Consider the following 25,610-nt stretch of genomic DNA (forward strand, 5'->3'; position numbering starts at 1 on the left):
TAAACTCGGCTCGGGGAAGATGCTGTCAAGGGCGGGGACCGGCGTTCGAATGTCAGGGCACGGGCGGAATGCTACAGGATTGGGTTGCAGGACCGCAAGTCCTCTTTCCTGTTGGTAAGTCGCGTTGAAGTGATTGAAGAAGAGATCGCTTCAATACGAATAAAGAATAAAAATTAGTCATTTAGATGATTTTTGTGTCAGTTTTAAAAATGCCCGAAAACTGATCTGTAGACTTGAACCGGCCACTATCATTGGAGTATACACCGCCGCATTGAGATGTTCTTCGAGGAGAATCGCGTTGAGTGAGAAGATCGATCTTAGCAAATATGTGCTCTCGGAAGACGATGAGTTCATGAATGCCAGCCAGCGCGCCTACTTTCGCGCGAAGCTCATAGCCTGGAAAAACGATATCCTGAGAGAAGCGCGCGAGACGCTCGGACATCTCGCCGAAGAAAGCGCCAACCATCCCGATCTTGCGGATCGGGCCTCTTCCGAAACAGACCGGGCGATCGAGCTTCGCGCCCGCGACCGTCAGCGCAAGCTGATATCGAAGATCGATGCAGCCCTTCAGCGGATCGAAGACGGCACTTACGGTTATTGCGAGGAAACAGGCGAGCCCATCGGCCTCAAGCGTCTGGACGCGCGCCCGATTGCGACCCTCTCCATCGAAGCGCAGGAGCGCCACGAGCGTCGCGAAAAAGTCTACCGCGACGAATAAGGCTAAGCCGCGTCAGACCGGTGACACTATAAAAGAACAAGGGCACGGAAACGCTTCCGTGCCCTTTTTTATGCAATAGCCTCGGCCGGGTAAATTCGTCCCTTCAGCGGTCGCGGGTCACCGAAAGCTCACCGAAGATGCGTGCCATCTCCTTCTGGACGTCACCATCCGGCGATGCGCCGGTGACTGGTGGCGTGGCCGGCTGCGGTTTTGCCTGCTTTTCCGCTACGGGGAAAGTGGCCGGGTCACTATCGGCTCCCTTGCTTTTGGCGATCTCAGCTTCGAGGAAGCTCTCGAAATCGCTGGCCAGCTCGTCTGAAAATTTCGGCTCGGTGTCATTGGCGGCGACAGCCGGATTCTCAGGCTTGGGTGGGAACGGAACAGACGGTGCGCTCGCCGCCGGGTTCATACCGGGAAGAACCCGCTCCCGCGCAGCGTCGAGAAAATCGGCTGCGATGGATTGATTGATCACCGGCTCGCGCGCAGCGAAAACGGGCGGCGCAACGTCCGCAGGCCCGTCCTCTGCCGTCTTTGCTTCTATAGGTCCCTGGGCCGGGATCGGCGGCGCAACCGGTGCGGGGGCGGGTGCCGAGGGTTCGGCCCGCTTAAACTCCGGCCGCTCCGGGGTGATGGGGAGTGACGCGGCGGCGACGGGCAGAACGGTCGCGCCCGTCGGGGCTACGGTCACCGGTATTGGCGGCGGGGCAGGACGGGCCGCCTCCCGCTCGGAAGGTGCAGGTCTTGCCGGCGCGGCGGATTCACGCGCCGTCGGAGGCGGGGACGCAGGCGGCGGTGGCGTTGCCGGGCGCGGCGACGGTGGTGCTGCCGCTGCTGTCGGCGCGGGACGTTGGGCTTGAGCGGGCGGTTCCGGCCGTTGCGGCTGCTTCACCGGCTCCTCCGCTATCGAAGCGGGCGCAGGGGCCTGAGACGGTTGCTGCTGCGGCAGCACGGCGCGGCGTTCCGGTGAGATGGAAGGCTCGGTCCTTTTCGGCTCGCTTTCCTGACGCGGGAGCGCCTTGAGTTCCGGCTCCTGCACATCCCTGACGATCGGGATCGCGCCTATGCCGCTCTCGATGACGATATCGGTTGGACCGCCGATCATGACCAGATGCTCGACATTGTCGCGTCGCACCAGCACGAGGCGACGCCGCGCATCGACGGCTGTGGCGTCAAGCACCTGCAAACGTGGCTGCCGGTTGCGGCCGCCGCGGATAAAGGGCGCCGAACCGCTTCGTCTGCGCAGGATCCACAGAGCAATCGCCAGAACGAGGAGGGCCACACCCACACCGACGACGGCGACGATGAGACGGTTTCCATAGGTGCCGATAAAATCTTCCATCATGGAGATCATCCCTTCAGATTTTTGGCTTTTTAATTTCTTGGGCAATTAATATTGCCGTGGTTCTTATAATGTGAACATCAAGCACGAAAAGACGATTTTTTTAGGCGCAACACAAGGTTTATTCATTTCAGCACGGGCATCGCCCTATCGATGGCAACGGCGCCACCAAAGCGCCACATCTCGTCCTTCAATGCTGGGCGAGAGCGAAAGTTGCAATTCTTCCAATAGAAGGGAGCGCTTGCCATGTTCCGATCCCGTCTCGTCGGACCCGTACTGAGGCGCTGCAGTGCCGCCCTGTTGATTTCCTGTTCGGCAGCGGCGGATGATAAGGCGCCAGACAAGGTTTTCACGATGGATGAGTTCGTTCGGGACAACCCATCGTGTGTGGACTTTACCGATGGATGTTCGGTCTGCACCGTCAGTGACGGCAGGATTGAGTGCTCCGCGCCGCGGATCCAATGCCAGGTGAGGGAACTCACCTGCACGCGCCATTAGTCTTTTGAGGCTGATATGCGGCTTTGAAGCCGTTTTCGCTGTGCGTTTTAAGCCTTTGTGTCGCTGCGGAGCTTTTTGAGGGTCGAGCGAGTTGCTACAAGAAATTCTGCTGCCCGATTCCGTCCGGAGTGCGGGACTGTTCGAATGACGACCTGCACGACTGCGAGGCCAAGATGACACGGGTGCGCGAGACAAGCGACAACGACCTTCCGCTGGTGGACAGGCGTGCCCGTTCCGGCACGGTGTTGCGCATTCTGCTGCTGGCGCTGGTGCTGATCGCCGCTGCCGCCGCCTTTGTCTATTTCAAAGATTCTCTCGAAAACGAAATCGTGCTCGGCATTCTTGGTGTGCTGGCCATGATGGGCATTTTCTTTCTGGTTTCGTCGATCATCGGTTTCATTGAGGTGATGCCGCAATCGCAATCGGATGGGCTTGCACGCCGGTTTCTCTCTGCCCACCCCGATGGTACGCTGATAACAGATGCCAAGGGGCATATGGTTTATGCCAACGCCACCTATTGCAGGATGAGCGGCACCACCAAGGCGAGCGATATCCAGAGTCTTGAAACATTGCTGTCGCGCAGCCGGGAAGCGACGGAGGCTCTTTACCGTCTCATCAACATGCTGCGCGAAGGCCGCGACGGCTACGAAGAATTTCGCCTGCTGAAACCGCTGGGCGAGGATTCCAATGCGGGGCCACACTGGTACAGGCTGAAGGGCAGGGTGCTGAAGGATTCGGGCGGCGAGGGGCTGCATGTCTTCCAGATTGCCGATATCACGCCAGAGCGCGAAGATCAGGAGCGCTTTTTCCGCGAATTGCAGAATGCCATCGATTACCTCGACCACGCGCCGGCCGGTTTCTTTTCCGCCGGTCGCAAGGGTGAGATCGTTTATCTGAACGCCACTCTGTCGGAATGGCTCGGCATCGATCTCGCACAGTTTTCGCCAGGCTCGATGACGGTCTCGGACATCGTCGCCGGCGAGGGCATGGCGCTGATCGAATCCGTCCAGCCCCAGGGTTCAGCAAAGCGCACCGAAATCCTCGATCTCGACATGCGCCGGGTGAACGGCCAGAGCATGCCGGCCCGCCTCGTCCACCAGGTCACCGCAAAGGACGGCGCGCCGGGTGAGAGCCGTACCATCGTCCTGATGCGGCCCAAGGGGCAGGAGGATACCGAATCTTCCTCCGCCATGCGCTTCACGCGCTTTTTCAACAATACACCGATGGCGATTGCCTCGCTTGACGGCGATGGACGCATCCTGCGCATCAATGCGCCTTTCCTCAAGCTGTTCTCTGGCGTTGTCGGGCGCGACGATATTGATCGCGGCGTGGCACTCGAGACAGTCCTTCACGACAATGAAAAGCCGCGCCTTGAACAGGCGCTCGCCGAGGCCAAGGACCGTCAGGGCGATATCGCGCCCTTCGATTCCCGCCATCCGAGCGACGAGACCAGGCATTTCCGTTTCTACGTCAATGCCGTCATCGACCAGGACGACGAGGCGCCGGAAGAGGTGGCAATCGTCTATGCGATAGAGGTGACCGAGCAGAAGGCGCTCGAAACCCAGATGGCGCAGACGCAGAAGATGAACGCGGTGGGCACGCTCGCAGGCGGCATTGCCCACGATTTCAACAACGTGTTGACCGCCATCCTGCTGTCGTCCGACCATCTGCTCTTGCAGGCGCGTCCGGCCGATCCGAGCTTCGCCGATCTGATGGAGATCAAGCGAAACGCCAACCGCGCCGCCGTACTGGTGCGCCAGCTTCTGGCATTCTCGCGCAAGCAGACGATGCGCCCGGCAATCCTCAACCTGACGGATGTGATCGGCGACCTGCGCATGCTGGTGGACAGGCTGATTTCCGGCACCAATGTCAAGCTGGAGGTCGATTACGGCCGGGATCTGTGGCCGGTGAAAACAGACCTGTCGCAGTTCGAGCAGGTGCTCATCAATCTCTGCGTCAATGCACGCGACGCCATGCCCGATGGCGGCAAGATCACCATCAGGACACGCAACGTCGACGCAGAAGAGATCGCCGCGCTCGGCCGTCCCGAATTCCCGGCCGAAGACATGGTGATGGTGGAAGTTGCCGATAACGGCACGGGCATCCCGCCGGAGATCATGGACAAGATTTTCGAACCGTTCTTCACCACCAAGGAAGTGGGCAAGGGCACGGGCCTCGGGCTGTCGATGGTCTACGGCATCGTCAAACAGTCCGGCGGCTATATTTATCCCGAATCGGAAGTGGGCAGGGGAACGGCCTTCCGCATCTACCTTCCGCGCCACGTGGTGGAGGCGGTTCCCGGCACTGGACAGCAGCCAGGCGAGGCGGCGCTTGCTCCGGTCGCCGCGGCCGAGCCGGTGAAGGAAGAGCCGCTGGACCTCACAGGCAAATCCGCCGTCGTGCTGCTGGTGGAAGACGAAGAGGCGGTGCGGCGTGGCGGCAAACGCATGCTGGAAACGCGCGGCTACACCGTGCACGAGGCAGGCTCAGGCACAGAGGCGCTGGAGGTGATGGAGGAACTGGAAGGCAAGGTGGATATCGTCGTTTCCGACGTCGTGATGCCTGAGATGGACGGCCCGTCGCTGCTGAGAGAGCTGCGCAAATCCTATCCAGACCTGAAATTCATCTTCGTTTCAGGTTATGCCGAGGACGCCTTCGCGAAAAACCTGCCGGCTGATGCCAAGTTCGGTTTCCTGCCCAAACCCTTCTCATTGAAGCAGCTTGCCATCGCCGTGCGCGAAATGCTCGACGACAAGGAGTGAGACCGGCGCCGTCGAACCGAATTCGGCAGAGCGGCCGCCTGTCGCAGCCGTCCGCATTTGGCGCGAAGGCGCGCCCATGCGGACGGGGTATGTCTTCTCGGACTTCGGTTACCTCTCATATCCCGCACTTTTCGCGAGGTTTGCCTCTTCGCAAACGCAATAGTGATTGCACCGTCGCGCAAGGGGCTTAAAATCGCTTCTTAACGACCTAAATATGGAGAGGCGAAGTTCTCCCTCCTGGCAATCAGCTGTCGGTTTGAGAACAGTTTGGAGAATGATGAAAGATGATCGCTAAGCCGATCTACATGCAGGGCGAGGGCGAAGGGGAAGACGGGGGCGGTACCAACCGTGGAACGTCTGTTATCACCCGCGTTAAGCCGAAGACGAAAAGACCGAATTTGTACCGTGTTCTTTTACTGAATGACGACTACACTCCCATGGAATTCGTCATTCACATTCTGGAACGGTTTTTCCAGAAAGATCGTGAAGCGGCAACCCGCATCATGCTGCACGTGCACCAGCACGGCGTAGGCGAATGCGGGGTGTTTACATATGAGGTCGCAGAGACGAAAGTAAGCCAGGTCATGGATTTCGCCCGACAGCACCAGCATCCGCTGCAGTGCGTCATGGAAAAGAAATGAGGATCGCAACGTGCCAACTTTTTCCCCGAGTCTCGAGAAGGCGCTGCACCAGGCACTGACCTTTGCAAATGAGCGTCACCACGAATATGCGACGCTCGAACATCTACTTCTGGCGCTGATCGACGACGCGGATGCCGCAGCCGTCATGGGCGCCTGCAACGTCGATCTCGATGCCCTTCGCAAGACTGTCAGCGATTACGTCGACAATGAACTGACCAACCTCGTCACCGGTTACGACGAGGATTCCAAACCCACATCCGGCTTCCAGCGCGTCATCCAGCGCGCCGTGATCCATGTTCAGTCATCCGGCCGCGAGGAAGTGACCGGCGCAAACGTGCTTGTGGCGATTTTCGCCGAGCGCGAGAGCCATGCTGCCTATTTCCTGCAGGAACAGGAAATGACCCGTTACGATGCGGTCAACTACATCTCTCACGGTATCGGCAAGCGCCCCGGCACGTCCCAGACGCGCACGCCGCGTGGCGCTGACGAACCGGAAAGCGAAAACAAGCCGAACCGCAGCAATCCCGAGGAGGACGGATCGTCCGCCAAGAAGCAGCAGGATGCTTTGAAGGCCTACTGCGTCAACCTCAATGAAAAGGCGAAAAACGGTAAGATCGACCCGTTGATCGGCCGTCACGACGAGGTAAACCGCACCATCCAGATCCTCTGCCGCCGCTCCAAGAACAACCCGCTTTATGTGGGGGATCCGGGCGTCGGCAAGACGGCGATCGCTGAAGGGCTTGCCAAGCGTATCGTCGAAGGCAAGGTGCCGGAGGCGCTCGCCAATGACACGATCTTTTCGCTCGACATGGGCACGCTGCTGGCGGGCACCCGTTATCGCGGTGATTTCGAAGAGCGTCTGAAGCAGGTCGTCAAGGAACTCGAAGAGTACCCGGGCGCGGTCCTGTTCATCGATGAAATCCACACCGTCATCGGTGCGGGCGCGACCTCCGGCGGCGCGATGGATGCGTCTAACCTGCTGAAGCCTGCGCTTTCGTCGGGTGCAATCCGCTGCATCGGTTCGACCACCTACAAGGAATATCGCCAGTTCTTCGAGAAAGATCGTGCGCTCGTGCGTCGTTTCCAGAAAATCGATGTCAACGAGCCGTCGATCGATGATGCGATTGCGATCATGAAGGGCCTGAAGCCCTATTTCGAGGATTACCATCACCTCAGATATTCCAATGAGGCGATCAAGGCTGCTGTCGAGCTGTCGGCCCGCTATATCTCGGACCGCAAGCTGCCGGACAAGGCGATCGACGTGATCGACGAGACCGGTGCAGCGCAGATGCTGCTGCCTGTTTCCAAGCGCCGCAAGCTGATCACGGAACGGGAAATCGAGGCGACCATCGCGACGATGGCCCGTATTCCCGCGAAGACGGTGTCCAAGGATGACGAGATGGTTCTCGCCAACCTCGAGAAGGAACTGCGCTCCGTCGTTTATGGGCAGGACATCGCCATCGAGGCGCTTGCCACGGCCATCAAGTTGGCCCGTGCCGGTCTGCGCGAACCGAACAAGCCGATCGGCTCCTATGTCTTCTCCGGCCCGACAGGGGTGGGCAAGACGGAAGTGGCCAAGCAGCTCGCCGCCTCGCTCGGCGTCGAGATGCTGCGCTTCGATATGTCGGAGTACATGGAACGTCATACCGTGTCGCGCCTGCTTGGTGCGCCTCCCGGCTATGTCGGCTTCGACCAGGGCGGTCTTCTGACCGATGGCGTCGATCAGCATCCGCATTCCGTGGTGCTGCTGGACGAAATCGAAAAGGCGCATCCTGACATCTACAACATCCTGTTGCAGGTGATGGACCACGGCTCGCTGACCGACCACAACGGCAAGAAAATCGACTTCCGCAACGTCATCCTCATCATGACGACCAATGCGGGCGCTTCCGAAATGGCGAAATCCGCCATCGGTTTCGGTTCTTCGCGCCGCACTGGTGAAGATGAAGAGGCGATCAACCGCCTGTTCACGCCGGAGTTCCGCAACCGTCTGGACGCGATCATTCCGTTCTCGCCGCTCCCGACCGCCGTTATCCACAAGGTCGTGCAGAAGTTCGTCATGCAGTTGGAAACCCAGCTCTCCGAGCGCAACGTCACCTTCGATCTGCATGAAGATGCGATCTCCTGGCTGGCGGAGAAGGGTTACGACGAGAAGATGGGCGCCCGTCCTCTGTCTCGTGTGATCCAGGAGAACATCAAGAAGCCGCTCGCCAATGAAATTCTCTTTGGCAAGCTGAAAAAGGGCGGCGTCGTCAGTGTCACCGTCGGCAAGAAGGATGACGGTGCCGATGGCCTCATACTCGAGGTTCTGCCGGAGACCGCACCCGTCAAGCCGCAGCCGGAAGCCGAACTCAAGGCGGCGAAGTCCCCCGGCAAGGCAAAGGCGAAAACATCTTCCAAGGCTGCTAAAGCGAAGGAAGAGGCGGATGTCCTCGTCGCCGAAGCTGACAAGTCCGACGATGCCGAAAAGCCGCGGCGCAAGGCCAACGCCGTACCGAAGGTACCGAAGAAGAAGTGACCGCGGTCTTTGATCGATAAACAGATGCCGGGCGAAAGCCCGGCATTTTTATGCATGAAGCGTGCCGCTCTTTAATGGAATCGGCGGCAAGTCTTCATTTCTCCGTCTGTATGACGTTGCCGCGATGCCACGGCATTTCAGACGACATGCACGAGTGGGTTCGCAATGCAAAATGCCGATAGCGACACCATCCCATTGCGCGGCTGGTTTTTCAGGGGAATGCGGGGCATATTCTCGCTGCCGTCCCTTATTCTCATGACATCCTTCGTCGGTTTCAGCGCTTTTGCACTGGAATCGGGCGTAGCCCGCGGTGAAGCCGTGTTCATGACGCTGTTCATCTGGGCATTGCCCGCCAAGATGATCCTGATCGGCTCCATGGTCGGCGGCGCCAATCTTGCCGCCTGTTTTCTGGCGGTGACATTGTCATCGGTACGTATGATGCCGATGGTGGCCTCCATCGTTCCCGAAATGCGCGGCGCGAAGACGCCGACCTGGATTTTGCTGTTCCTTTCGCATTTCGTTGCGATTACGGCGTGGGTCTTTGCAACACAGAACCTTTCAAAGGTGCCGCGGGAGGCCCGCGCCGCCTGGTTTGCCGGGTTTGGCATCACGCTCACCGTCGTCAATGCCATCATCGTTGGCCTGTGTTACGGTGTCGTCGCCGCGTTTCCGCCGCTGGTTGCTGGTGTCCTGTTCTTCCTGACGCCGGTTTATTTCATCGCGTCCATCTGGGCTTCCGCGCGCCACTCCGTCGTCAAGGTCGCCTTTGTCATCGGCGTCATCGCCGGTCCGGCCTTTGCGGTCCTCGCGCCCGAATTCGACATCCTTTATGCCGGTATCGGTGGAGGCACGGTGGCTTATGCAATCGATCGCCTCATATTCCGCCGCAGGATGAAACCGGCCTCACCGGAGAGTGAACCATGATGAGCGACCATTGGTGGGCACCCTATCTCTTCATCGCAATCGCAGGCTGGCTGGCGACCGATCTCTGGCGCTGGCTCGGTGTTCTCGCCGGTAACCGGTTGAAAGAGGATTCCGAGGCGCTTTATTGGGTGAGGGCGGTTGCCACGTCACTCGTCATGGCGGTCACCGCCAAGCTGATCGTGTTTCCGACCGGAACGCTTGAGTCCTCGCCGATGTGGCTGCGTATCGGTGCGGCAGTACTCGGCTTTATTGCCTTTCTGGCCGCCGGCCAACGCGTCATCGTCGGCGTCGCGGTGCCGATCGTGCTCCTGGCAGGCGGACTTTTCGCGCTGGGTTTCTAACCTGGTATTAAAACTCCCTGTTTAGACTGCGCGATCAAAACAGGGATCCAGCGCCATGCGATTATTTGCAGCGGAACGTTTCGTCGTTGGCTTTATCGCTTTATTATTTGTCGTTGATGCAGCCTTGATTGCAGCAAGGGGCATCAGCGTGGATTATGCCGGGTACTTCCTGTGTGTATTCGCGGGTGCCGGCGTCTTTCTTCTTGGTCAATTCTATCGCAGAAGCGGGCGCGATTACCGTATAGCTGCCGCCCTCATGTCGGGAGGGCTTTTTATCCTCTTCACGCTCGCGGCCTCCATCTTCAACTATATGTTCCTGCCAATTGCGTTCCCGACGATCGATAATGTGCTCTTCGCTGTGGACGCGGCATTTGGCTATAGTTGGAAGGACATTGTCATCTGGGCGGCAACGCATTCGTGGATCGGGACAATCCTGTTCTTCGTTTATGCGACATCACTTCCCCAGCTTCTATTGATTGTCCTCACTCTGGGCTTTACGGGCAAGAACCGGCTGCTGCATCATTTCCTCGTCACCGGGGTGCTGGGCGCTTTTGCGAGCATTGTTTTCTGGATATTTTTCCCGACATTCGGACCATCTGCCTATATGGCGCTGCCCCAATGGGTCTCCCAGGCAATTCCTCTGGCGGTGGGCAATGAGTATGGGCAGGAACTGAACCGTCTTTCGACGCAGGGCGTTGACTACCTTTCCCCTAAAAGCGTCCTGGGACTTATCGGTTTTCCATCGTTCCACATCTTCATGGCGGCAATGTCTGTCTGGTTCGCACCAAGGCACTGGTGGGCGATGCTCGTCATACTGCCGCTTAACCTGTTGATGCTGCCGGCCGTCCTCGTGCAGGGCGGGCATCACCTCTCGGATGTTTTTGGCGGTCTCGTCGCTTTTGCCATCATCTGCGCTGTCTCGGGCCGGTTGCTCCAATGGTTGTCGGCAAAAGAGCGCATGGAAAGGACGGCCGAGGCGGCCGGGCAGGTCATGGTGGCGGAATAGTCGCCCCGGCTTCGCGTGCTTCTGCCAACAGCCAGTTCGCCAGAAGCCTCGCCGATGTACTCATTTCCGCCGTTTCCACCAGCCAGTAATATTTGTCCTTGTCGGCGGCGCGCTCGAAGAGAACGGTCAGTTCGCCTTTCGCAATCTCGTCGCGCAGAAGTTCTGTCGGACAGAGACCGACGCCCTGGCCGGCCTTCAGCGCTGTTACGAGAAGATTGAAATCCGCGAAAATCGGGCCGGTGCTATTCGGCGGGACCGTGCCGGCGGCGGCGAACCAGGCCCGCCAGGCCATTTCGCTATCGTCATGCAGCAATTCCGCCTGCAACAGGCTGGCAACCGCGCTGAACGGACCGAATTGGGCAGCGTAACCGGGAGCGCAGGTGGGGCGCGTCTCGGCGCTGAAAAGCGCCACGGCATTTGGCCCGGCAGACACGCCGTGCTCTATGGCGAGATCGGCCGGCACGGCCTGCCTGGCGCCGAGATAGCTGATGGACACTTGAATATCGGGATGCATCGCCCGGAAACGCGGAAGCCGCGGCGTCAGAAAATGCGCAATGACTGAAGGCAGGCTGGCGAGGCGGACCGTGATGCGATCGCGACGGCCGCGTATGCGTTCTGCGCCGGAAGCGATCTGCCTGAGGCTTGAGGAAACCGTGCCCCCGAAATCCTTCCCGGCCGGCGTCAGTGTTACGCCCCTGGCATGCCGTTCGAAGAGTGCAACACCAAGCCATGCCTCGAGATTGCGTATATGCTGGCTGACGGCGGTCGCCGTCATGCCGAGTTCAAGAGCGGCCAAGGCAAAACTGCCTTTCCTGGCGGCCGCCTCGAAGGCGCGGAGAGTGGCGAGCGGAGGCAACATCATGAGAAAAAAGGGTAAGTAAAACTTGGTCTGAGCGCAAGAAGAACCCATCTTGTCACCCGGTCATTCGTACCGCAATTTCCCTCCGACATTACATTGCTCAGAGGATTTCATGCCCCGAATGCCTGTTGCCGAACCCGAAGACGCCGCCGCGCGCCGCGCCATTTCGCCTGTCGTCGTTTACCCGAACGGCACACTTGAGACTCCCGACCTTGCGCTTTTGGAAAAAGCACGCGGGAGCATGGAAAAGATCGATGAGGTTATCGTGCCGCCGCGTGACGGCCGAACCTTCAATGTTCCGAAGGGCCATTTTTTCCGCATCGTCAGTATCGAAGGCCCGCAGGTGGGGGATTTGAACCTCTGGAATGCGCATGATCTGAATGAACGGTTTTTCAGCGGCAAGACCCGCGCGCTGCATGCCACCCATGTTTCTGTCGGCAACCGGTTGTGGAGCAACCTGCCATCCCTTCGGCCGATGGCGACCATCACCCATGACACGCTGTCATGGTATGGCTGGGACGAGGACGGCGGCGGTGTGCATGACGTGATCGGCACGCGCTGCGATCCCTACACGAACAAGCTGCTCAGCGGCGGCGATTATCATCATTGTTGCCACTCCAACCTCACGAACGCGCTTGCTTCCGCCAAGGGCCTTTCGTTCCGGCAGGCGGAGCCGCATGTTCATGATGTGTTGAACGTCTTCATGTGCACGGGGTTCACCCGCGACACCCACCAGTATTTCATGAAGGCAAGTCCGGTGCGTCCGGGCGATTATCTCGAGTTCTTTGCGGAAATCGATCTCATCGGCGCGCTGTCCGCCTGCCCGGGAGGGGATTGCAGCGCCACGCATTCCAGCGATACGGCGGCCTGTTATCCGCTGCAGGTAGAGATCTACCGGCCGGATCCGACGATGCTTGAAGGCTGGCCATGGCCGGAGAGGAATGCCTATCGCCCTCCGGCGTGACTGCAAACAATATTGCCGCCGTGTGCGTTCCCGAACAGGCCAGAGAATGATGCCGCGTGCAGCCAGGGCGCTTCTGCGCCTTAAAGCTAGCGCGATCGAGAACTTGATCGCGCCAGCCGAGGGATCGGGTCTGTGACAACGGCGTGCGGAGGCCGCGACAAACGCGCGGGTGTCTTGGCGCCCGTCACGAGGCGAGCGCCGCCTTTATCTTCTCTGCGTGAGCCTTCAGCACGTCACCATCGGCCATCACGCCCGAGTGCGGCTTCAGCGGCTCGCCTTCCTTGCGTGGAATGACGTGGAAGTGCAGGTGGAAAACGGTCTGGCCAGCGGCCGGTTCGTTGAACTGGGCGATGAAAACGCCGTCCGCATCGAAGGCTTCCTTTGCCGCGACTGCGAGTTTTTGCACCACCGGAATGGTTTTCGCCAGCACTTCGGGATCGGCGTCGAGCAGGTTGCGGGAGCCGGTTTTGGGAACGACGAGCAGATGGCCCGGGGCCTGCGGCATCACATCCATGAAGGCCAGAGTATGCTCGTCCTCGTAAAGCTTATGGCTCGGAATTTCGCCGCGCAGGATTTTTGCGAAGATATTGTTGTCGTCATAGGCGCTGGCCGTCATTCTGCTCTCTCCGTATGTCGGACTATGCGTCCGGTTCCTGTCTTTCGCCCTTGCGGAAAGGCGTGTGTTCATCAAGGTAATCGCCGATATGCTCGACCTCTTCGCGCTCCCGCTGAAGATAATCGGCAATGGCGCGGCGCAGGCCCGGGTGGACGATGAAATGCGCCGAATGGGTGGTGACCGGCACGTAACCGCGCGCCAGCTTGTGTTCGCCCTGCGCACCGGCTTCCACTCGTTTCAAACCCTTGGACAGCGCGAAATCGATCGCCTGATGGTAGCAGACCTCGAAATGCAGAAAAGGATGATCCTCGATGCAGCCCCAGTGCCGGCCGTAAAGCGCGTCCGAGCCGATAAAGTTGATCGCACCGGCAATATAGCGCCCCTCGCGTTTCGCCATGACCAGCAGCACGTCATCGGCCATTCGCTCGCCGATCAGCGAATAAAATTCCCGGGTCAGATAGGGCCGGCCCCATTTACGGCTGCCGGTATCCATGTAGAAGGCGAAAAACTGGTCCCAGATGTCCTCCGTCAGGTCGGACCCCGTCAGCCAGTCGATCTCGATGCCGTGTTCCAGCGCTGATCGGCGTTCCTTCTTGAGCCCCTTGCGCTTGCGTGATGACAGCGCATCGAGGAAATCGTTGTGATCGCGATAACCGTCATTGATGAAATGGAATTGCTGGTCCGTACGATGCAGGAAATCGCATGGCAGAAGAGCGGATAGGTCATCCTCTTCCAGAAACGTGACGTGAGCCGAGGAAACGCCGATCTTCTCGGTCACTTGTGCAAGACCGGAGGCAAGGAGCGGCTTGAATCGTCCGACATCTTCGCCGTTGGCAACCAGCAGCCGCGGGCCCGTCGCCGGGGTAAAGGGCACTGAGCATTGCAATTTCGGATAATAATGCCCGCCAGCCCGCTCGAAGGCATCTGCCCAGCCGTGATCGAAGACGTATTCGCCCTTGCTGTGGTTTTTCAGGTAGGCAGGAACGGCGCCAATAAGGGTGCCTGCAGCGTTTTCCAGCAGCAGGTGGTGCCCCAGCCAGCCAGTCTTGGCGGTGGCCGAGCCGGAGTCTTCCATGGAAGACAGGAATTCATGCGATATGAACGGGTTGTAAGATTTTCCTGATGCATCGCGCGATGTTCCGGAAAGCCGTTTCCAGCTTTCCGGATCGATGTCCGCGAAGGACTGCGCAATGCTGATGGAATAATCTTCTGTCATGCCGTGGTGGACGGGTTCTCTCTCGGGTCGAAACCTTCGAATGTCATCTGGTCCGCATATTTATAGGTCGTCTCGCGCGCATTTTCATCCCTGACCGTCCAGGTAATCACCGGAAGCCCGAGTTTTCTTTGCGCTTCAATGAAGCTGTTGGGCAGGTGACCCCAATGATAGGAGATGAAATCGAGCCCCAGCTGCATGGCGTCGTCATGTCTGAAGAAGTCCTCCGGCCTATCGCCTTCGGCCGTCAGCCCGAGCGGCCAGGGCGAGCCCGCAGCCTTCAGGTCCTTCAGCAGATGGTGGTCGAAGCTCATCAGCGCCACGTGGCCGTTATAGCCCTCGAGGTCTTCCAGCACCGCTTCGGCAAAGCCGTCATCGACGCCTTCGCCCTCGCGGCCCTTCAGCTCAATAACCAGCGGCACCCTGCCGGCCACGAGAGCCAGCAGCTGCTTGAGGCTCGGAACGCGATCCTTGGTTTGGCCGACGGAAAGCATTGCCAGCTCCGCCGAGGTGCGTTCACGCACATCGCCCTTGATGCCGGTCAGCCTTTCCAGGTCGTGATCATGGAAAACCACCGGCACACTGTCTGCCGCTAGCTGAACGTCGCATTCGATCGCAAAACCGGCCTCGACGGCGCGGGAAAAGGCGGAGAGCGTGTTTTCCCAGACCGCCTTGTTGAGATCATGATAACCGCGATGGGCGACGGGCTGGGCCGTCAGCCAGGAAAGTTTCAGTGTCATACGTCGATTTCCACGATGGCGTCGATTTCGACCGATGCATTGAAGGGCAGGGCGGCCATGCCGACGGCGGCGCGGGCATGTTTGCCGGCTTCGCCCAGAACATTGGCGATGAGGTTCGATGCACCGTTGATGACGAGATGTTGCTCAACGAACTCGGGAACGGAAGCCACAAAGCCGTTCAGCTTGATGACGCGGCGGACTTTCGACAGATCGCCATTCAAGGCGGCCTTGACCTGTGCGAGAATGTTCACGGCGCAAAGTTCGGCTGCGCGCTGGGCGCCTGCCACGTCGACATCGCGGCCAACGAGGCCCGTCACCGCAATCTTGCCCGATTCCATCGGCAGTTGACCCGATACATAAAGCAGATTGCCGCTGATGGTGAACGGAACGTAGTTTGCGGCTGGTGCTGCCGCAACAGGAAGCGTAAAGCCTAGTTCCTTGAGGCGGCCTTCGATGACGTCCGACATTTTCGTCTCCGGTTTTGTTGTAAATCCTTCAAGAATCCGGCATTCAGAAGATGTTGATCCAAAAGCCGGGCGGTTGCTTGTACAATATGAGCGGCGAGTCCAACAGGAGATATTGCATGTTTGTCAGGACGCTTGGTTTCGTTGCCGCAACAGGGCTTATGACCGGCCTGTCGAACGCCGCCAGCGCCTTGCCCGTCGCGGTTCCCGATCTCATTGCACATCGCGCCGTCTACGACCTCGAACTCAAGGATGCGTCCGATCGCTCCGGCATCGAAGGCATGACTGGTCGCATGGTCTATGAGTTCACCGGCTCCGCCTGCCAGGGTTACAAGACGGATTTCCGTTTCGTAACGCAGATCAACACGGGCGATGCCGTGCGGATGACGGATCAGCAGACGACGACGTTCGAAGACATTGCCGCCAAAAAATTCACCTTCGACACCAAGTCCTACACCGATGACAAGCTGGACAAGGAAGTGCAGGGGGCGGCAACCGACAGCAGCGATGGCGTGAAGGTCGACCTGACCCGTCCGGATGCCCGCCAGGTCAGTCTGGTCGCAAGTGAATTCCCGACACAACACATGTTTCAGGTCATCGAGCACGCGAAGCAGGGAAAGCGCATTTTCGAATCCCGTATTTTCGACGGGTCGGATGATGGTGATGAAAGCCTGATCACCTCGACGCTGGTCGGCAAGGCGCAGACACCGAAGGACGGGGACGCGGATGCCGGCAAGGCGGGCGATTTCGCCAAGGCCGCCTTCTGGCCGGTGACCATCGCCTATTACAACGACAAGACCGGCACCGACGCTTTGCCGATCTACCGCATGTCGTTCAAGCTTTATGAAAACGGAATCACCCGCGATCTCACCATGGATTACGGTGATTTCGTTCTGACGGGAAAGCTTGCGAAGCTTGATATTCTCAAGCCCGAAACCTGCGAAAACAAGCCCGTGCGCTGAAACGGGGCCATTTGCGCGGTTTTTTCGCATAATCGCTTGCATTTTTAAGCAGGCGACTGTATGCGGCTCACCATTCCACACGCGAAGCTTGGGATGTTCCGGGAGAAATCCGGTCCGTTCCGCCCGGTGGTGTCGATGAAAATCGGCGCTGTTCGCTTCGCGGGGGTTAAACCGGAAAAGGAGTAACAAGGCATGGCATTGCCCGATTTTTCTATGCGCCAGCTTCTGGAAGCTGGTGTTCACTTCGGCCACCAGACGCACCGCTGGAACCCGAAGATGAAGCCGTACATCTTCGGCGACCGTAACAACATCCACATCATCGACCTGGCTCAGACCGTTCCGATGCTGTCGCGCGCCCTTCAGGTCGTGTCCGACACCGTTGCCCGTGGCGGCCGCGTTCTGTTCGTTGGCACCAAGCGCCAGGCGTCCGAAATCATCGCCGACAGCGCAAAGCGTTCGGCCCAGTACTACGTCAACTCCCGCTGGCTCGGCGGCATGATGACCAACTGGAAGACCATCTCGAACTCGATCCAGCGCCTGCGCAAGGTTGACGAGATCCTGAACTCGGAAGGCTCTGGCTACTCCAAGAAGGAACGCCTGAACCTTGAGCGCGAACGCGAAAAGCTTGAAAAGGCTCTCGGCGGTATCCGCGATATGGGCGGCGTTCCGGACCTGATGTTCATCATCGACACCAACAAGGAAAAGATCGCGATCGAAGAAGCCAAGCGTCTTGGCATTCCGGTCGTTGCGATCATCGACAGCAACTGCGATCCGGATCACATCGACTACCCGATCCCGGGTAACGACGATGCTTCGCGCGCCATCTCGCTTTATTGCGACCTGATCGCCCGCGCTGCCATCGACGGTATTGCCCGTCAGCAGGGCGCTTCCGGCCGCGACATCGGCGCTTCTGAAGAAGCTCCGATCGAGCCCGCTCTCGAAGACGAGGCTGGCGCCTGATATAGGCCCTGTCTGGCGGCGATCCCGTATCGCCGTCTCCTCGACCAGGATATGACAAGGCCGTCAAAGACCTTCAATGGGTTGACGGCCTTGTTCGTTTCTAACCGCTCCGCCACGGTTTCTGGAAACCACAGGCGTCCGAGGTGGTTGGAACGGCAGGCAGTCTTCATAACGCTGTCACACTAGAGCGGCACCCATCATTTCGATGTTTGGCGACGCCGCAGCACTTGGGAATGCGCATGCCCCTTGTCGGAACCTCAGGGTTTCAAAGGGTGTGCGGCCGGGTACAGTCATCACCCAGAACTTCGGCACGGCAAATTCCGCCGGCTGACCGATCGAACCGATAAGAGGCACACAATGACCGAAATCACAGCCGCAATGGTGAAGGAACTGCGCGAAAAGTCTGGCGCAGGCATGATGGACTGCAAGAAGGCTCTTGCTGAAACCAATGGCGACATGGAAGCGGCGATCGACTGGCTGCGCGCCAAGGGCATCGCGAAGGCCGACAAGAAGTCCGGCCGCACGGCTGCCGAAGGTCTGGTCGGCGTTGCCACCATGGGTCACAAGGCTGTCGTTGTCGAGCTGAACTCGGAAACCGACTTCGTTGCCCGTAACGACGCTTTCCAGGACCTCATCCGCGGCATCGCCCAGGTTGCTCTCTCCACCGATGGCACCGTTGACGCTGTTTCCGCTGCCACCTATCCGGCAACCGGCAAGTCCGTTTCCGACAGCATCAAGGACGCGATCGCAACGATCGGCGAGAACATGACGCTGCGTCGTTCCGCTGCGCTGGAAGTGCCGCACGGCGTTGTCGCGACCTACATCCACAACGCTGCCGGCGACGGCATCGGCAAGCTCGGCGTTCTCGTTGCGCTGAAGTCGGAAGGCGACAAGGCAGTTCTCAACTCCATCGGCCGCCAGGTTGCCATGCACATCGCTGCAACCAACCCGCTCGCCATCCGTGCTGAAGAAGTCGACGCTGCCGTTGCTGAGCGCGAGCGCAACGTCTTCATCGAACAGGCCCGCGAATCCGGCAAGCCCGAAGCCATCATCGAAAAGATGGTCGATGGCCGCATGCGCAAGTTCTTCGAAGAAGTCGCCCTTCTGTCGCAGGCTTTCGTCATCAACCCCGACCTGACCGTCGGCGCTGCCGTCAAGGAAGCCGAGAAGGAAGCTGGCGCTTCCATCGAAGTTACCGGCATGGTTCGCCTGCTGCTCGGCGAAGGCGTCGAAAAGGAAGAAAGCGATTTCGCAGCTGAAGTCGCAGCCGTCGCCAAGGGCTGATTATATTTACCCAATCTTGGGAAAACGGGAGGGCATCGCGTGACAACGCGGTGCCCTTCGTGTATCCGCGTTTCGGTTACATTTCCGAGGAGTCATGATGTCTTCCAAGCCGATCTACAAACGCGTTCTTCTCAAGGCTTCCGGCGAAGCCCTCATGGGTGATCAGGGTTTCGGTATCGATGTGGCGGTGGCCGACCGCATTGCCTCCGATATCGCCGAGGCAAGGGCGATGGGCGTTGAAGTCGGCGTTGTCGTCGGCGGCGGCAATATCTTTCGCGGCGTGGCCGTGGCATCCAAGGGCGGCGACCGCGTCACCGGCGACCATATGGGCATGCTGGCAACCGTCATCAACGCGCTGGCCCTTGCCACCTCGCTCCGCAAGCTCAGCATCGACACTGTCGTTCTTTCGGCAATCGCCATGCCCGAGATCTGTGAGAGCTTCTCCCAGCGTGCCGCCCTTCATCATCTGGCCCAGGGCCGCGTGGTGATTTTCGCCGGCGGTACGGGCAACCCGTTCTTCACCACCGATTCCGCTGCTGCACTGCGCGCCGCCGAAATGGGCGCAGAGGCGATCTTCAAGGGAACCCAGGTGGACGGCATCTATTCCGCTGACCCAAAGAAGGACCCGACGGCAACCCGCTTTGATGAGCTGACCCATAGCGAAGTGCTCGGCAAGGGGCTCGCGGTCATGGATATCGCCGCTGTCGCCCTTGCCCGCGAAAACCACATCCCGATCATTGTTTTCTCGATCCATGAGAAGGGCGGTTTTGCACAGATATTGACCGGCGGCGGCCGCAAGACCATCGTGCACGACAAATAATCCAAAACGATGCCGCCCCTGGGGCGAATACGGCCGCTGGCCGACAAGATGGAGTATCAAGATGAGTGGTGTTGACCTCAACGATATCAAGCGCCGTATGGATGGCGCCATCAATGCGTTCAAGAGCGATATCGCGTCGCTGCGCACCGGCCGCGCGTCGGCCAACATTCTGGACCCAGTGACCGTCGACGCCTACGGTTCGCGTGTGCCGCTCAACCAGGTGGCCAACATCACCGTTCCCGAGCCGCGCATGCTCGGCGTCAACATCTGGGACAAGTCGATGGTCAACGCTGTCGACCGTGCCATCCGCGAATCCAACCTTGGCCTCAACCCGATAGTTGACGGCCAGAACCTCAGAATTCCGTTGCCTGAACTCAATGAAGAGCGCCGCAAGTCGCTCGTCAAGGTCGCCCATGACTATGCCGAAAAATCCAAGGTGGCGATTCGCCATGTCCGTCGTGATGGCATGGACGGTCTGAAAAAAGCCGAAAAGGATGGCGACATCGGTCAGGACGAAAGCCGTGGCCAGTCGGAAAAGGTGCAGAAAATGACCGACGACACGATTTCGGAAATTGACCGCTTGCTTGCCGAGAAGGAAAAGGAAATCATGCAGGTCTGATATCGCCTGCGATAGACCTGTCTTTTCCGTTTAATTCCGCGCTGCCCTGTTACTGGATCGATATGCCGACGACGACACGTTCCTCCATACCCGAGCACGTCGCCATCATCATGGATGGCAACGGCCGCTGGGCAAAGCAGCGCGGCCTCCCGCGCGTGATGGGGCATCGCCGCGGTGTGGAGGCCGTGCGCGAGACCGTGCGCGCGGCCGGTGACTGCGGCATACGCTATCTCACCCTCTTCGCCTTCTCGTCGGAAAACTGGCGCAGGCCCGAATCCGAGGTAAGCGACCTGATGGGGCTTTTGAAGGCTTTCATCCGCCGCGACCTTGCCGAACTGCACCGCGAGAACGTCCGCGTGCGGATCATCGGTGACCGGCAGGGGCTGAAGAACGATATTCGCTCGCTTCTGGAAGAGGCTGAGCAGATGACGGCCGACAACACCAAGCTGACGCTGGTGATCGCCTTCAACTACGGCAGCCGTGACGAGATCGCTCGCGCGACGGCGTCAATCGCCCTTGATGTTGCCGCAGGCAGGCTAGACGCCGCTTCCATCACCCCCGAGATGATTTCGGCCCGGCTCGACACCTCGGGGATTCCTGATCCTGACCTGATCATCCGCACCAGCGGCGAGGAACGCCTGTCGAACTTCCTGCTCTGGCAGGCGGCCTATTCCGAGTTCCTGTTCATTCCGGAATATTGGCCGGACTTCGACCGGCAGCTCTTCTTCTCCGCAATCGAGCAATATGCAACGCGTGACCGCCGCTTCGGTGCACTCACCGAGCAGGTTGCCGTGGCAGGCGCCTGATGAGCCGAGAACTCAGACTGCGGATTGTTTCCGCGATCGTCATGGCCGCGGTCATTCTGGCCGCAACCTGGTATGGCGGCATTCTGTTCCGCATCGTTGCAGGCCTTCTGGCGATTCTCATCTATTATGAGTGGTCGACGATTACCCGGATGTCGGAGAGCAATCCGACCGGGAACGCCTGGGGCTGGTTTTCCGTCGCCGTCATTGCCGGCAACACGATTTTCGGCGAATCCTCGCTCGACCTGCCGCTTTTGTCAGGCTTCACGCTGACAGCGGCGCTGTTTCCGGTATTGCGCGGCAAAAACTGGTGGCTGGTGGGGGGCATTTTTTATGCGGGTCTGAGCGGTATATCACTGGCGGCCATCCGCGGTGACGAACTGACGGGCTTTGTATCCATCCTGTTCATTTTCGCCGTTGTCTGGTCAACGGATATTCTTGCCTATTTCGTCGGTCGCGCCATCGGCGGGCCGAAGCTGGCGCCTTCTATTTCGCCCGGCAAGACGTGGTCCGGCGCGATTGGCGGGGCGGCGGCGGCCGTGATCGGCGGCGCGGCAGTCTCCATGGCCTATCACGGACGCATCAGCTTTCTGGTACTGGGGCTTGCACTCCTTCTTTCCGTGTTCAGCCAGATCGGCGATCTCTTCGAATCCTTCGTGAAACGGCGTTTCCAGGTCAAGGATTCAAGCCATCTCATTCCTGGCCATGGTGGCTTCATGGACCGTGTTGACGGTCTTGTTTTCGCCTGCTTTACGGTATTCCTCATAGCTTTCGTGCACGCGGCGGCAACCGGCGATGTGCCCGGGTCGGGCGGCGGTCTGCTGCCGGGTTTCTAAGCGGCACGAAAGGTCACGACATGAAGGGCAGATTGTCATGAACACAGTAATGGCGGCGACCGGCTTTTTGACCGGCTATATCGTGCCCTTCATCCTGGTGCTTTCCCTTCTCGTTTTTGTCCACGAGATGGGGCATTATCTCGTCGGTCGCTGGTGCGGCATCCGTTCCACGGCATTCTCCGTCGGCTTCGGCCCCGAGCTGCTCGGTTTCACCGACAAGCACGGGACGAGATGGAAGATCTCAGCCATACCACTGGGCGGCTACGTGAAATTCTTCGGCGATGAAGACGCAGCGAGCAAGCCGGACAGCTCGGGCCTGTCCCATATGACGCTGGAGGAGAGGGCGCAGACGCTTTCCGGTGCAAAACTGTGGAAAAGGGCGGCGACCGTCGCCGCGGGCCCGATCGCAAACTTCATCCTCGCGATTCTCATCTTCGCAGTACTCTTCGGCATTTACGGCCGGATGATCGCCGATCCCGTCGTTGCAGAGGTGCGTGAAAACAGTGCCGCCGCCGCTGCGGGCGTGCGCCCCGGCGACCGTCTGGTGGCGATTGATGGCGAAAAAGTGGTGACCTTCGAAGATGTCCGCCGTTATGTCGGCATCCGGCCCGGCACGCCTATCACGGTCACCGTCGAGCGGGCAGGCGAGGAGCTCAAGCTGCCGATGGTGCCGACCCGGACAGAAACCACCGACCAGTTCGGCAACAAGTTGGAAATGGGTATTATCGGCATTGTCACCGACCAGACCAGCGGTAATTTCCGTCACATCGAATATTCACCGTCGCAGGCGCTTCTGGAAGGTGTGCGCGAAACAGGCCACGTCATCACCGGCACATTCAATTATATCGGCAATCTCGTTACCGGCCGCATGAATGCCGATCAGCTCGGCGGCCCGGTGCGGGTCGCGCAGGCTTCCGGCCAGATGGCGACGCTTGGCATTTCCGCCGTGATTCAACTTGCAGCCGTTTTGTCGGTATCGATCGGGCTCCTCAATCTGATGCCCGTCCCGGTTCTGGACGGCGGACATCTCGTGTTCTACGCCATCGAGGCCGTCCGCGGCAGGCCGCTGGAAGCGGGCGCGCAGGAGGTTGCCTTCCGCATCGGCATGGCGATGATTTTGGGTCTTATGGTTTTTGCAACATGGAATGATATCAGCAGCTTGATTGGCTGAGGATTGTGTTTTAACGGTTTTGTTAGTCGGTTGTTTACCTTGTTTTTATGCCAAAGTGGCGAATGAGCCACTCTGGAGCACGAAGTAAACAGAATTTAACGTTCGCGCTTGCTTGTAGGGGAAAAGCAGGTAAAACGACGCACATGGCCGGAGTCGGGTTCCGCCCGCTGAGGGACAACGTAAAAAGGTAAGAATTGAAATGAAGGCTGGTTCAAGATTTTTGAACGCTGTGTCGGCGGTTGCTCTGTCTGCCGGTGTTTCTTCGGTTGCGGGCCTTGGTGTGCTTGCCTCTGCTGGCGTTGCACAGGCAGCCGTCATCAGCAGAATCGACGTTCGCGGCGCCGAAAGATCGGGTGCGGATTCGGTTCGTTCCAACATCACCATTGCGCCCGGCAAGAACTTTTCCAATTCGGACATCGATGAATCGGTGAAGCGTCTTTACGCCACCGGTTATTTCTCGAATGTTTCCATGCGCGTTTCGGGCAGCACGCTTGTCGTGACCGTCAACGAGAACCAGCTCGTTAACCAGGTAGTCTTCAACGGCAACCGCAAGATCAAGGACGACAAGCTCGCCGGTATCGTGCAGACGCAGTCGCTCGGCCCGTTCAATCAGGCCATCGTGACGGCGGATATTGCCCGCATCAAGGAAGCCTATGCCGCTATCGGCCGCAGCGATGTCGAAGTCACCACCCAGACGGTTTCCGTCGGTCAGGGTCGCGTGAACATCGCTTTCGTCATCAATGAAGGTGAGCGTACCAAGATCGGCCGCATCGACTTCGTGGGCAACAATGCCTACAGCGATGGTCGTCTGGCTGCTGTCATCAATACCAAGAAGTCCAACATGCTGTCATTCCTGACGCGTAAGGACGTCTACAACGAGGACAAGCTGCGCGCCGACGAAGAGGCGCTGCGCCAGTTCTATTACAACCGCGGTTACGCCGACTTCCGGGTCGTTGGTTCCGAGGCTGTGCTTGATGAGTCCAAAAACGAATACAACATCACCATCACGGTCGATGAAGGTCAGCGTTACAACTTCGGCAACGTCGCGGTCGAATCGACCGTTCCGGGTGTTGAGGGTTCGGAGCTTCAGGGCCTCGTTGAGACCCGCCAGGGCGCAAGCTACAGCGCCAAGGAAGTTCAGCAGAGCATGGAGGCGATTTCCAAGCGCGTCGCCGGTGAAGGTTATCCTTTCGCCCGTGTAACGCCGCGCGGCGACCGCGACATGTCCGGCAACACCATTGGCGTGACCTACATCGTTGATCAGGGCGAGCGCGCTTACGTCGAGCGTATCGAAATCCGTGGCAACACCCGCACGCGTGACTATGTCATTCGTCGCGAATTCGATATTTCTGAAGGCGATGCGTTCAACCAGACGGTTATCACCGCTGCCAAGCGTCGTCTGGAAGCGCTGGGTTACTTCTCGAAGGTCAATATCTCGACCGCCGGCGGCAGCGCGCCTGACCGCGTCGTGATCGTGGTTGACGTTGAAGATCAGTCGACCGGTTCGTTCGGTATCGGCGCCGGTTATTCGCAGAACGACGGTGTTCTGCTCGAAGCCTCCATCGAAGAAAAGAACTTCCTCGGCCGCGGTCAGTATATCCGTCTCGCTGCCGGTGCGGGTGAAGACGATGCGCGTAGCTACACGCTGTCCTTTACCGAGCCTTATTTCCTCGGCTACCGCCTTGCTGCGGGTTTCGACCTGTTCAAGAGCCAGAGCCGCAGCGAAGATTATTACGACTACGACGAGCAGGGCTTCTCGCTGCGCGTGACCGCGCCTATCACCGAGGATCTCTCGACGACGTTCAAGTATACCTACAAGCAGCTCAACTATGATGGTGAGGGTGACTGGGAGACCGGTAGCAACCTTGCGGCGCCTTATAAGGACCTGATCCGCGGTGGCGATTGGACGCAGTCCATCATCTCCAACACGCTGAACTACAATACGCTCGACGACCGCAACATGCCGCGTGAAGGCTGGCAGGCTGCTTTGACGAACGAATTTGCCGGTCTGGGTGGCGATTCCGAATATTACAAGATCTACGCCAAGGCGCGCTTCTTCTATACCCTGTCGGATGAGTACGACGTCATCGGCTCGCTCACCGGTCAGGCCGGTCACGTGATGCCGACGGGCGACAATCTGCTGGTATTCGATCAGTTCAAGTTCGGCGGACGTCAGGTGCGCGGCTTCAAGAACGATGGTATCGGTCCGCGCATCGGTTCCGACTCCATCGGCGGCACGACCTATTTCGCCGCCTCTGCTGAAGTCACGGCTCCGATGCCTGGCGTTCCCGAGGATTTCGGTCTGCGTCTTGCTGGTTTCGTCGATGCCGGTACGCTTTACGGCAATAAGGTGGCCAACAGCGCCGGTGTAAAGGATGACAATTCCATCCGCGCATCCGCCGGTATTGGCGTGATGTGGGCGTCGCCCTTCGGTCCGATCCGTGTAGACTACGCGGTTCCGATCGCCAAGGAAGACTACGACGAGGAACAGCGTTTCCGGTTTGGCATGTCCAACACTTTCTGATATCGGCAGTCCAGAACTGCAACTTTGA

The 25,610-nt window shown here is 59.0% G+C and carries 24 protein-coding genes; 18 read left to right on the top strand and 6 right to left on the bottom strand.

Annotated elements, in window-relative coordinates; translation table 11 throughout:
- The first annotated feature begins 298 nt into the window (after positions 1 to 298).
- Positions 299 to 718: an RNA polymerase-binding protein DksA gene (gene dksA / locus EYD00_RS05030; protein ID WP_004441503.1), complete on the top strand. Its 420-nt coding sequence runs from the start codon at positions 299 to 301 to the stop codon at positions 716 to 718.
- 103 nt (positions 719 to 821) lie between these two features.
- Here dksA and EYD00_RS05035 read toward each other — a convergent pair whose 3' ends face one another.
- Entirely contained in the window at positions 822 to 2,069 is a 1,248-nt protein-coding gene (locus EYD00_RS05035) for a flagellar biosynthetic protein FliO (protein ID WP_034495730.1), read from the bottom strand.
- Positions 2,070 to 2,728: 659 nt separating this feature from the next.
- Between EYD00_RS05035 and cckA the strand changes: the two genes are divergently transcribed.
- The 6 genes from cckA (at position 2,729) to EYD00_RS05070 (ending at position 10,747) form a co-directional block, all read left to right on the top strand.
- Positions 2,729 to 5,317: a cell cycle histidine kinase CckA gene (cckA, locus tag EYD00_RS05045; protein ID WP_004441511.1), complete on the top strand. Its 2,589-nt coding sequence runs from the start codon at positions 2,729 to 2,731 to the stop codon at positions 5,315 to 5,317.
- A gap of 284 nt (positions 5,318 to 5,601) precedes the next feature.
- On the top strand, positions 5,602 to 5,958 hold the full coding sequence (clpS, locus tag EYD00_RS05050; protein ID WP_003502541.1) for an ATP-dependent Clp protease adapter ClpS: 357 nt from the start codon (positions 5,602 to 5,604) through the stop codon (positions 5,956 to 5,958).
- Positions 5,959 to 5,968: 10 nt separating this feature from the next.
- A complete protein-coding gene (gene clpA / locus EYD00_RS05055; RefSeq protein WP_004441518.1) occupies positions 5,969 to 8,476 on the top strand; it encodes an ATP-dependent Clp protease ATP-binding subunit ClpA in 2,508 nt (835 codons plus the stop codon).
- A 165-nt stretch (positions 8,477 to 8,641) separates the two neighbouring features.
- On the top strand, positions 8,642 to 9,400 hold the full coding sequence (locus EYD00_RS05060) for an AzlC family ABC transporter permease (protein WP_004441519.1): 759 nt from the start codon (positions 8,642 to 8,644) through the stop codon (positions 9,398 to 9,400).
- Positions 9,397 to 9,741 carry an AzlD domain-containing protein gene (locus tag EYD00_RS05065; protein ID WP_004441522.1) on the top strand — a complete coding sequence of 115 codons (345 nt, stop codon included), beginning with the start codon at positions 9,397 to 9,399 and terminating at the stop codon, positions 9,739 to 9,741. Before EYD00_RS05060 ends, EYD00_RS05065 begins: the two co-directional genes overlap by 4 nt.
- A gap of 55 nt (positions 9,742 to 9,796) precedes the next feature.
- Entirely contained in the window at positions 9,797 to 10,747 is a 951-nt protein-coding gene (locus tag EYD00_RS05070) for a phosphatase PAP2 family protein (protein WP_004441524.1), read from the top strand.
- On the opposite strand, the gene EYD00_RS05075 is transcribed toward EYD00_RS05070, so the two are convergent.
- Entirely contained in the window at positions 10,731 to 11,609 is an 879-nt protein-coding gene (locus tag EYD00_RS05075; protein ID WP_004441528.1) for a LysR family transcriptional regulator, read from the bottom strand. The two genes, EYD00_RS05070 and EYD00_RS05075, sit on opposite strands and share 17 nt — an antisense overlap.
- A 118-nt stretch (positions 11,610 to 11,727) precedes the next feature.
- Between EYD00_RS05075 and EYD00_RS05080 the strand changes: the two genes are divergently transcribed.
- Positions 11,728 to 12,570 (top strand): urea carboxylase-associated family protein, encoded by an 843-nt coding sequence (locus tag EYD00_RS05080; RefSeq protein ID WP_161794433.1) that lies wholly within the window; start codon positions 11,728 to 11,730, stop codon positions 12,568 to 12,570.
- Between the two features lie 184 nt (positions 12,571 to 12,754).
- Here EYD00_RS05080 and EYD00_RS05085 read toward each other — a convergent pair whose 3' ends face one another.
- The 4 genes from EYD00_RS05085 to EYD00_RS05100 are packed head-to-tail and all read right to left on the bottom strand — an operon-like array spanning position 12,755 to position 15,606.
- Positions 12,755 to 13,186 (bottom strand): HIT family protein, encoded by a 432-nt coding sequence (locus EYD00_RS05085; RefSeq protein WP_004441536.1) that lies wholly within the window; start codon positions 13,184 to 13,186, stop codon positions 12,755 to 12,757.
- A gap of 22 nt (positions 13,187 to 13,208) precedes the next feature.
- The gene (locus EYD00_RS05090) at positions 13,209 to 14,402 is read right to left on the bottom strand and encodes a GNAT family N-acetyltransferase (RefSeq protein WP_004441539.1); all 1,194 of its coding nucleotides are present in this window, start codon (positions 14,400 to 14,402) and stop codon (positions 13,209 to 13,211) included.
- Positions 14,399 to 15,139 carry a glycerophosphodiester phosphodiesterase gene (locus EYD00_RS05095; protein WP_004441541.1) on the bottom strand — a complete coding sequence of 247 codons (741 nt, stop codon included), beginning with the start codon at positions 15,137 to 15,139 and terminating at the stop codon, positions 14,399 to 14,401. Before EYD00_RS05095 ends, EYD00_RS05090 begins: the two co-directional genes overlap by 4 nt.
- Positions 15,136 to 15,606, bottom strand: coding sequence for a RidA family protein (locus EYD00_RS05100; RefSeq protein ID WP_004441543.1), 471 nt, complete (start codon positions 15,604 to 15,606; stop codon positions 15,136 to 15,138). Before EYD00_RS05100 ends, EYD00_RS05095 begins: the two co-directional genes overlap by 4 nt.
- 116 nt (positions 15,607 to 15,722) lie before the next feature.
- Here EYD00_RS05100 and EYD00_RS05105 point away from each other — a divergent pair, with 116 nt between their 5' ends.
- The 10 genes from EYD00_RS05105 (at position 15,723) to bamA (ending at position 25,582) form a co-directional block, all read left to right on the top strand.
- Positions 15,723 to 16,565 carry a cell envelope integrity EipB family protein gene (locus tag EYD00_RS05105; RefSeq protein ID WP_034495726.1) on the top strand — a complete coding sequence of 281 codons (843 nt, stop codon included), beginning with the start codon at positions 15,723 to 15,725 and terminating at the stop codon, positions 16,563 to 16,565.
- A 60-nt stretch (positions 16,566 to 16,625) separates the two neighbouring features.
- Complete coding sequence (locus EYD00_RS26160) at positions 16,626 to 16,751, top strand: hypothetical protein (protein WP_003512833.1); 126 nt, start codon at positions 16,626 to 16,628, stop codon at positions 16,749 to 16,751.
- Between the two features lie 6 nt (positions 16,752 to 16,757).
- Positions 16,758 to 17,525, top strand: coding sequence for a 30S ribosomal protein S2 (gene rpsB / locus EYD00_RS05110; RefSeq protein ID WP_003502558.1), 768 nt, complete (start codon positions 16,758 to 16,760; stop codon positions 17,523 to 17,525).
- Positions 17,526 to 17,882: 357 nt separating this feature from the next.
- A complete protein-coding gene (gene tsf, locus EYD00_RS05115; protein ID WP_004441554.1) occupies positions 17,883 to 18,809 on the top strand; it encodes a translation elongation factor Ts in 927 nt (308 codons plus the stop codon).
- Between the two features lie 97 nt (positions 18,810 to 18,906).
- Positions 18,907 to 19,629 (top strand): UMP kinase, encoded by a 723-nt coding sequence (gene pyrH / locus EYD00_RS05120; protein ID WP_003502561.1) that lies wholly within the window; start codon positions 18,907 to 18,909, stop codon positions 19,627 to 19,629.
- A gap of 61 nt (positions 19,630 to 19,690) precedes the next feature.
- Entirely contained in the window at positions 19,691 to 20,248 is a 558-nt protein-coding gene (gene frr / locus EYD00_RS05125) for a ribosome recycling factor (protein ID WP_004441558.1), read from the top strand.
- Between the two features lie 62 nt (positions 20,249 to 20,310).
- Positions 20,311 to 21,054, top strand: a complete 744-nt coding sequence (locus EYD00_RS05130) for an isoprenyl transferase (RefSeq protein ID WP_004441561.1) — start codon at positions 20,311 to 20,313, stop codon at positions 21,052 to 21,054.
- Positions 21,054 to 21,887 carry a phosphatidate cytidylyltransferase gene (locus EYD00_RS05135; RefSeq protein WP_004441563.1) on the top strand — a complete coding sequence of 278 codons (834 nt, stop codon included), beginning with the start codon at positions 21,054 to 21,056 and terminating at the stop codon, positions 21,885 to 21,887. Before EYD00_RS05130 ends, EYD00_RS05135 begins: the two co-directional genes overlap by 1 nt.
- 49 nt (positions 21,888 to 21,936) lie before the next feature.
- A complete protein-coding gene (gene rseP, locus EYD00_RS05140; RefSeq protein ID WP_161794434.1) occupies positions 21,937 to 23,058 on the top strand; it encodes an RIP metalloprotease RseP in 1,122 nt (373 codons plus the stop codon).
- A 199-nt stretch (positions 23,059 to 23,257) separates the two neighbouring features.
- The gene (bamA, locus tag EYD00_RS05145; RefSeq protein WP_004441565.1) at positions 23,258 to 25,582 is read left to right on the top strand and encodes an outer membrane protein assembly factor BamA; all 2,325 of its coding nucleotides are present in this window, start codon (positions 23,258 to 23,260) and stop codon (positions 25,580 to 25,582) included.
- Positions 25,583 to 25,610 lie beyond the last annotated feature (28 nt).

The organism is Agrobacterium sp. 33MFTa1.1, from assembly GCF_004328495.1.
Taxonomy (GTDB): domain Bacteria; phylum Pseudomonadota; class Alphaproteobacteria; order Rhizobiales; family Rhizobiaceae; genus Agrobacterium; species Agrobacterium pusense.

Bases quoted from the DNA above. Each gene is read 5' to 3' on its own strand.
- EYD00_RS05035 (WP_034495730.1), bottom strand. From the start codon at position 2,069: ATGATCTCCATGATGGAAGATTTTATCGGCACCTATGGAAACCGTCTC.
- EYD00_RS05085 (WP_004441536.1), bottom strand. From the start codon at position 13,186: ATGACGGCCAGCGCCTATGACGACAACAATATCTTCGCAAAAATCCTG.
- rseP (WP_161794434.1), top strand. From the start codon at position 21,937: ATGGCGGCGACCGGCTTTTTGACCGGCTATATCGTGCCCTTCATCCTG.
- EYD00_RS05135 (WP_004441563.1), top strand. From the start codon at position 21,054: ATGAGCCGAGAACTCAGACTGCGGATTGTTTCCGCGATCGTCATGGCC.
- cckA (WP_004441511.1), top strand. From the start codon at position 2,729: ATGACACGGGTGCGCGAGACAAGCGACAACGACCTTCCGCTGGTGGAC.
- tsf (WP_004441554.1), top strand. From the start codon at position 17,883: ATGACCGAAATCACAGCCGCAATGGTGAAGGAACTGCGCGAAAAGTCT.
- EYD00_RS05070 (WP_004441524.1), top strand. From the start codon at position 9,797: ATGCGATTATTTGCAGCGGAACGTTTCGTCGTTGGCTTTATCGCTTTA.
- bamA (WP_004441565.1), top strand. From the start codon at position 23,258: ATGAAGGCTGGTTCAAGATTTTTGAACGCTGTGTCGGCGGTTGCTCTG.
- frr (WP_004441558.1), top strand. From the start codon at position 19,691: ATGAGTGGTGTTGACCTCAACGATATCAAGCGCCGTATGGATGGCGCC.
- EYD00_RS05105 (WP_034495726.1), top strand. From the start codon at position 15,723: ATGTTTGTCAGGACGCTTGGTTTCGTTGCCGCAACAGGGCTTATGACC.
- EYD00_RS05080 (WP_161794433.1), top strand. From the start codon at position 11,728: ATGCCTGTTGCCGAACCCGAAGACGCCGCCGCGCGCCGCGCCATTTCG.
- EYD00_RS05075 (WP_004441528.1), bottom strand. From the start codon at position 11,609: ATGATGTTGCCTCCGCTCGCCACTCTCCGCGCCTTCGAGGCGGCCGCC.
- clpS (WP_003502541.1), top strand. From the start codon at position 5,602: ATGATCGCTAAGCCGATCTACATGCAGGGCGAGGGCGAAGGGGAAGAC.
- EYD00_RS26160 (WP_003512833.1), top strand. From the start codon at position 16,626: ATGCGGCTCACCATTCCACACGCGAAGCTTGGGATGTTCCGGGAGAAA.
- pyrH (WP_003502561.1), top strand. From the start codon at position 18,907: ATGTCTTCCAAGCCGATCTACAAACGCGTTCTTCTCAAGGCTTCCGGC.
- EYD00_RS05060 (WP_004441519.1), top strand. From the start codon at position 8,642: ATGCAAAATGCCGATAGCGACACCATCCCATTGCGCGGCTGGTTTTTC.
- EYD00_RS05130 (WP_004441561.1), top strand. From the start codon at position 20,311: ATGCCGACGACGACACGTTCCTCCATACCCGAGCACGTCGCCATCATC.
- EYD00_RS05065 (WP_004441522.1), top strand. From the start codon at position 9,397: ATGATGAGCGACCATTGGTGGGCACCCTATCTCTTCATCGCAATCGCA.
- EYD00_RS05095 (WP_004441541.1), bottom strand. From the start codon at position 15,139: ATGACACTGAAACTTTCCTGGCTGACGGCCCAGCCCGTCGCCCATCGC.
- rpsB (WP_003502558.1), top strand. From the start codon at position 16,758: ATGGCATTGCCCGATTTTTCTATGCGCCAGCTTCTGGAAGCTGGTGTT.
- EYD00_RS05090 (WP_004441539.1), bottom strand. From the start codon at position 14,402: ATGACAGAAGATTATTCCATCAGCATTGCGCAGTCCTTCGCGGACATC.
- EYD00_RS05100 (WP_004441543.1), bottom strand. From the start codon at position 15,606: ATGTCGGACGTCATCGAAGGCCGCCTCAAGGAACTAGGCTTTACGCTT.